The organism is Thermogutta sp., assembly GCF_014359955.1.
Taxonomy (GTDB): domain Bacteria; phylum Planctomycetota; class Planctomycetia; order Pirellulales; family Thermoguttaceae; genus Thermogutta.
Genome location: NZ_JACIYL010000576.1, coordinates 1 through 2,923, shown reverse-complemented (window position 1 = coordinate 2,923; position 2,923 = coordinate 1). Strand labels below are relative to the sequence as shown.

The window sequence follows — 2,923 nt, the reverse complement described above, 5'->3', positions numbered from 1 at the left end:
CTGATCGCCTTGTCGTGGGAGAGAGCGGCATCCAGAGTTATGAAGATGTGCAGCGGCTGGCGGCTGCTGGTGTGAAAGCCGTTCTCGTTGGGGAGAGCTTGATGAGGGAGCCCGACATCGGGGCTGCTCTCGATCGTCTTTTAGGAAAAGCGGTTTGAATGATGCCCTCGAAGCCGCCGCACGTGTGTGGCAAGACCGCCCCACTTCAGGGGGCGGGCACCGCGGGGGTATCGCCCCCGTTGGGCTGTTTCTCCAGGGGAATGACAAACATCGCCAGAATGACGGGGACCTGTTCGGCCGCATTCTGGCCTCCCAATCGAATTTCGGCCAACTGGGGGAGGATGAGCCCGGCCACGAAGACCCGCTGGGATGGCTGGAGGGGAGGGGGATCCGGCCGCAGCCGAAGCAGCAGATGCCGGGGGCCTTCTCCTACTGCGACAAGCACCGCCTGACCCTGCAGCGGGCTCGCGACAGTGCCCACGCACACAATTCCCGATTGGACCTGATTCAAAGACTGCACGGCAAACCTGTTGAGGTTGTCCGTTACCGCCGCTGAGAAAACGCCTGGATCCAGCGACGCGAATCGGGAATCGAGCTGGGTCGCCGCGCGATCGATGATCTCGGGTGGAACGCCCACAGGAATTTGACCGCGGACCTGGAGGTATTTCACGATATTGGCGATCCTCGCAAGTTCCGAAATCTGGCGATACTGATCCGGTGTCTGGGGATTCCACCCCATTCCTGTGGCTGCATTCCAAAGCGGATCGATTTGTGTGAGGTCCACAATCTGCTCGGGCGCCACATTTTCCAGAGATGGGGCTCGGGGTTCCGGCAGCGGACGCACGGGGACATTCTTTGCCCGGGCCATCAATTCCCGCAGATATCGAATGTGACTGGCGAATCCGTACTGGGCCAGGCGATGCACAAAGGTGTTGACCCCCAGGACCCGTCCGGCACCGTCAAGAAGCGGCCCGCCGCTGTTACCAGGAGAAATCTTGGCGTCATGCTGTATCCACACCATGTTGGGGGGCGAGTGAATTTTGGCCACGATGTGGTCTGGGAAATTTTGAATGAGTTCGGCCGTGGTGAGAACGCGGCTGACCACCCCGCGCGACAGGGAAAAGTCCACATTGTACGGATGTCCGATGGCATAGACTTCCGTGCCCAGGGCAGGGGTTCCATCATAGCTGAGGTCGAGAACGGTCGTTTTCGCCGGGCGTTCCGCAAGTTGGAGGATGGCGAGGTCCATCTCGGGCGCCTGGATGACGACCCCGGCAATCCGGTAGGTTTGCCCGTCCGCCGAGCGAACGTACGCGCGGCTGTTCATGTTTTCGACCAGATGATTGTTTGTGGCGATCCACCCGCGGTCGCCAACAAAAAAACCTGTGCCGGTTTCCACCGCTGCTCCCGCTTCAAGCGGGATCTCGATTTTGACGACCGCCTGGCGGGCTTGCTCGAGTGTTCGCGCAACGAACACCTGATGGGGCGACCAGCGAAGGGGAGGTGGCGGCTGTTTCTCGGGAGTTGCCGGAGAGACCTTATCGCTGCTTGAACGGCCCACGCCCTGCTGGCTGCTCGCCATCCACCAGATGCCTCCGATGACAATCCCCAGACAAGCGAGACCAACAAGCCCCCCAATCCACGAGTACCAAGCGGTCCGTTTTTTGCTGCGGATGATTCGATTCCGCAACTCCTGAAAAGAAACGTCGTTTGCAATCCCCGTGGGAAAGGAAGAAGGCCCCTCGCTCCTTTCCGAGAACTTCTCTTGTTCAACCTGGGGGATCACGACCGGACGCCGACAATACGGACAGACAGCCTGACCCGCAGTCGCGGGCGGCGGAACGGGTCGGCTACCCTGGCAATACGGACACACCCAGGTCATCGAAAGGTCCTACTCGCATTCGCCCTCAAGATTCAACCTACTGGCATTATTCTAACCTTGCCAGAGGGATTTCCGTTGAGTTTTTGAAAGACGTGACGGATTCGAGTTTTCACCAAATCGTGGCAACAATTGATGAATTGCCCCCAAAATACGTCCATCGGGGCCAAACGGCATGTTGGTAGGGGCAATTCACGAATTGTCCCCACAATACTTTCTACTCGTGGCCTGTCGCAGGACTTTGCAAACGTGGACCACGCTGAAGGCCCGGGTGACTTGCTTTTGCCTATCTGCCGGGTAAAAATACGCCGTACGAGAGCAACGGTTCTGGCGATCGTTTTGTCGGACGGTGAGCAAGGTCTGACTGATCGGTATTGGCCTCTATCGGCAAGGAGTAAGGTGCACAATGTCCCAGTCGAAGCCCTACAATCGCGACAACGTGGGAAAGATTCTGGACCGCGCGATGGACGCCACCGGGGGAATCCTCCGCCTCACCCCCACCTGGGTGCCACGGAGTTTTCTGCATCCCGGTCGACGTATCAAACTGGCAACAGAAGACCTCTACGCCTTCGGAGCACATCGCGGGGGGATTGACGAGCGCTGGTTTGCCAGCACAACCGAAGCAGCCAACGAAGGACGCAACTGGGATGAAGGATTGAGCTGGGTTCGCTTTGAAGGCGAACGATTCCTCTTGAAGGACGCCGTGGACGAAGGCCAGGGCAAGATCGTCGGACCTGATATCTGGAACAAATACCATCGTTGGCCTGTGTATTCCAAGTTTTTCGACAACGCGGGCCCGATTCCCCACCACATGCATCAACGGCAGGAGCATGCCCAGAAGACGGGTCAGGAAGGCAAGCCGGAAGCCTACTACTTCCCGCCCCAGTTAAACGCTGCCGAGAATCATTTCGACTACACCTTCATGGGGCTTGAACCCGGTGTGACCAAAGACGATGTCAAGCGGTGCCTGGAAAACTGGAACAAGGGGGACAACGGAATTCTCGACCTATCCCGGGCGTACCGGCTGAAACCTGGGACCGGCTG

1 protein-coding gene and 2 pseudogenes are annotated in these 2,923 nt (G+C 58.6%); 2 read left to right on the top strand and 1 reads right to left on the bottom strand.

Going from position 1 to position 2,923, the window contains the following annotated elements; genetic code table 11:
- Positions 1–158, top strand: a pseudogene (locus H5U08_RS14575) (indole-3-glycerol-phosphate synthase TrpC); the annotation flags it as partial.
- Between the two features lie 47 nt (positions 159–205).
- Here H5U08_RS14575 and H5U08_RS14570 read toward each other — a convergent pair.
- Positions 206–1,882 (bottom strand): serine protease, encoded by a 1,677-nt coding sequence (locus H5U08_RS14570; protein ID WP_297034587.1) that lies wholly within the window; start codon positions 1,880–1,882, stop codon positions 206–208.
- A 403-nt stretch (positions 1,883–2,285) separates the two neighbouring features.
- On the opposite strand from H5U08_RS14570, the pseudogene H5U08_RS14565 reads away from it, so the two are divergent.
- Positions 2,286–2,923: pseudogene (locus H5U08_RS14565) on the top strand (hypothetical protein); the annotation flags it as partial.